Source organism: Frankia sp. CcWB3 (genome assembly GCF_977927595.1).
In genome coordinates this window covers 1-3,420 of sequence record NZ_CDWRCK010000348.1, presented here as the reverse complement: position 1 = coordinate 3,420, position 3,420 = coordinate 1, and the positions used below count along the sequence as shown (strand labels likewise).

The following is a 3,420-nucleotide window of genomic DNA, read 5'->3' as shown; positions in this document are numbered from 1 at the left end:
CTGCGCCACATTGCGTACGACGATGCCGCCGCTGGACGGACGACGTGAGGGGGCGGCCACACCAGTCTGATTCCCATGATGACAACCACTGGCGAGCGCAGTTCGCCATCACCCGGCACCACCCGGCCCGACACCACCCGACCGGCACCTGAGACAGACCGGCCGGCCGCCGTCGACGTCCAGGGTCTGACCAAGCGGTACGGGCGCCGGACCGTCGTCACCGGTCTCGACCTCACGATTCCCGAGGGGGTCGTCGCCGGATTCGTCGGGCCCAACGGGGCCGGCAAGACGACGACCCTGCGCATGCTGCTCGGCCTGGTCCGCCCCAGCGGGGGCTCCGGGACCGTCCTCGGTCATCCCCTGGTGACACCGGCCCGCTACCTGCCACGGGTGGGCGCCCTGATCGAGAGCCCCGCGCTGTACCCGGCGCTGTCCGGTGCCCGCAACCTCGCCTCCCTCGCCGTGCTGGGCGGGCAGGACCCGACGCGGGTGGACGGGATCCTCGACGAGGTCGGACTCACCGGCCGCGGCGCGGACAAGGTACGGACGTACTCCCTCGGCATGAAGCAGCGCCTCGCCATCGGCGCCGCCCTGCTCAGCGATCCGGACCTGCTCATCCTCGACGAGCCGACGAACGGACTGGACCCGATCGGGATCCGGCAGATGCGTGAGCTCATCCGATCCATCGCCGCCGGGCCGGCCATCGCCGGGAGCCGGCGCACGGCGCGCACCGTCCTGATCTCGTCGCATCTACTCGCCGAGGTCGAGCAGATCTGCGACTGGCTGATCGTCGTGGAGGGCGGGCGGCTGGCCTACCAGGGGCCGACCGACCGGCTGATGGCAACCTCCACCTACGACATCGTCCTACGCCCCGAGCACGACGATGACGTCCCGCTGCTCGCCGGTCTCCTCGCCGGCCTGGCGGTACCGGCGACGCGGCGGCCCCGGGATGTCGTCGTCAGTCTCGACGCGAACCCAGACGACGGACCCGACGGCCCCGACGGCCCCACCCGCCTGCTGGCCAGGATCAACCGGGCCGCGGCGGCCCGGGGCATCACCCTCGTCGAGATGTCTCCGCGCCGGCTCAGCTTGGAGGACCGCTACCAGGGTCTGGTCACCCAGGCCCGAACCCGGGCGGCGACATCACCGACACCAGCACCGACACCAGCACCGGCCGGCGTGCCGGCTCCCAGCGGCCCCCCACGGGCGGGACGACGACCAGATCCACGAGTCCGATCCGCGGGCTGTCCGCCGCTGCGGCGGCCCGTCATGACGAGGGGACACTGCGATGAGTCTCCTGGTAGCGGCCCGGCGGTCCTTCCACGCCGAGCCGATCAAGCTGTGGCGGCCGAGTACGGCGGTGGCCATGGGCATCCTCGCCCTGCTGAGCGTGCTGTCGACCGTGCTGCTCCTCGCACTGGCCGATCCGGGCGGCTCCCCGCCGGGCGGCAGCGGTGGGCCACCGAGCTTCGACGTCACGTTCACGCAGGTGTCCGCGGCGTCCGGGGTGGCACTCGGTTTCACCGGCGGGAGCACCTTCACCGGCCTGCTGGTCTTCCTCGTCTTCGCGATCAGCATCACCCTCGAGTACAGCCAGGGGACGCTGCGAACCCTGTTCCTACGGGAGCCCCGGCGGCTGGGTTGGCTCGCCGGACGCATGGCGGTCATGCTCGTCCTGGTGGCGGTGGCGCTCGTCGCCGCGCTGGTGGTCAGCATCGTCGTCGGGCTGGCCGTCGCCGGGATTCGGGACATTGACACGTCAGCGTGGTGGAGCGCCGACGCGCTCGGGGAGGCAGCGTCGAGCTACCTGAACGCGCTGGTGGCCGCCGTTTTCTTCGGACTCGCCGGGACCGTGCTCGGGCTGGTCCTGCGGTCGACGGCGCTCACCCTCGCCGTCGGGATCGCGTGGACGTTTCCGATCGAGCACATTGTCCAGGAGTCCTGGAGCGGAGCGGGCCGGGTCTTCCCTGGACTGGTCTTCGACGCGATCGGCCAGGGAGGTACCGCCGATGCCGGCTACGGGTCGGCGCTGCTGATCGGAGGTCTGTATGCCGCCGGTGCGGCGGTGATCGGGGCGGTGAGCCTGGCCCGCCGGGACGTCACGGCCTGACAGCACGAATCTGCCAAAGGCAGACGAATGGCGGACAGATGGCGGACGGATCGCCTATCATCACCGCTGATGGCGCCCGGCCGACGACGGGGAATGGCGGTTCGCATGGTGCCTTCCGATCGGAACCGCGGCGACGTCGTCAAGCGGATCGGACGTTGACCCCGCTCAACCGGCTGGTTCGCGAACTCGGCGGCGCCGACGCCTACACCGTGCTCGGGGTGGCGCGCACCGCTGACCGGGCGGAGATCCGCCGGGCGTACCGGGCCCGTGTCCGGGCCCATCATCCGGACAATCCCGCCAGCCGGGACGCACAGTCCATGCGCACGATGCAGCTCCTCACCGTGTCCCACGAAATCCTCGACAAGTGGCGGGACGAGTACGACGCCCGCCTCACCGGGCCGCCCTCGTCCCCGGCACCGGGCGCGGGCGGCCCGGGGTCGACGAACCACACCGGTCGGACGAACACCGGCACCCGCACGAACGCCGGTTGCCGGACGGGCACCGGTGCCCGCTGGGCTCCCTGGACCGCGGCCGACACCGGCGGTCACTACTACTCGAGCGGCCATCACTACTCGACCGGCTACCCGCGGAGTCGACACAACGACACCGGCCCCCACCCCCATCCGGGCTGGCCCGGAACACAGGCCCACCGACCCGCCGAACCCCACCAGGCGGTCCGGCGGCACACGCGGACACCGCGGCATGCACAGGCACCGCGACACGCACAGGCACCGCGGTCCACGCAGACACCACGGCACGCGCGGACGCGGCAGAGGTCGGGGGCGCGGCGGGGGCCAGGTTCCGAGGCGACGCCGAAGGTCGGCAACTACCTGGCTCTCGCGATCCTGACGACATTCCTGTGCGCGCCGCTCGGCGTGATGGGGATCATCAACTCCTCGCGCGCGTCACATCGGCTCCTTGCCCACGACGTCGCCGGGGCGCGCCGGGCATCGCGTCGCAGCCTGGCCTGGTGCCTGGCCGGACTCGTGTTCGGCCTCCTCTTCCTCGCGTCTCTCTCGGTAATGGCGGGGCTCGGCGACGGGAGCTCCATCGGCTGACGAGCCGACGACCGAGCCGAGCGGACGGCCGCTACCGAGTTGCGGGCTAGTCGGATGGCGGGACGATCCGATCTCGATGATCGATGAGCCTCGCGCCGGGTCACTACCACGGTGAGCGGGCGGTCAGCTGTTGTTCGCCGCCACCCCGACGATGATCACAATGGCCACCAGATAGATCAGGAGGATGGCCGCGAAGGCGATGACCGAGATGATGCACCACTTCTTCGCCTTGGCGGACGCCTCTAGGGCCTG

The 3,420-nt window shown here is 71.3% G+C and carries 2 protein-coding genes and 1 pseudogene; all 3 read left to right on the top strand.

Annotated features, from left to right (window positions below; all coding sequences use genetic code 11):
* Nucleotides 1-75: 75 nt before the first annotated feature.
* Nucleotides 76-699, top strand: a pseudogene (locus ACY5KJ_RS18870) (ABC transporter ATP-binding protein); the annotation flags it as partial.
* 589 nt (nucleotides 700-1,288) lie between these two features.
* Complete coding sequence (locus ACY5KJ_RS18865; RefSeq protein ID WP_462189134.1) at nucleotides 1,289-2,110, top strand: ABC transporter; 822 nt, start codon at nucleotides 1,289-1,291, stop codon at nucleotides 2,108-2,110.
* 155 nt (nucleotides 2,111-2,265) lie between these two features.
* Nucleotides 2,266-3,168, top strand: coding sequence for a CD225/dispanin family protein (locus tag ACY5KJ_RS18860; RefSeq protein WP_462189135.1), 903 nt, complete (start codon nucleotides 2,266-2,268; stop codon nucleotides 3,166-3,168).
* Nucleotides 3,169-3,420: the final 252 nt, after the last annotated feature.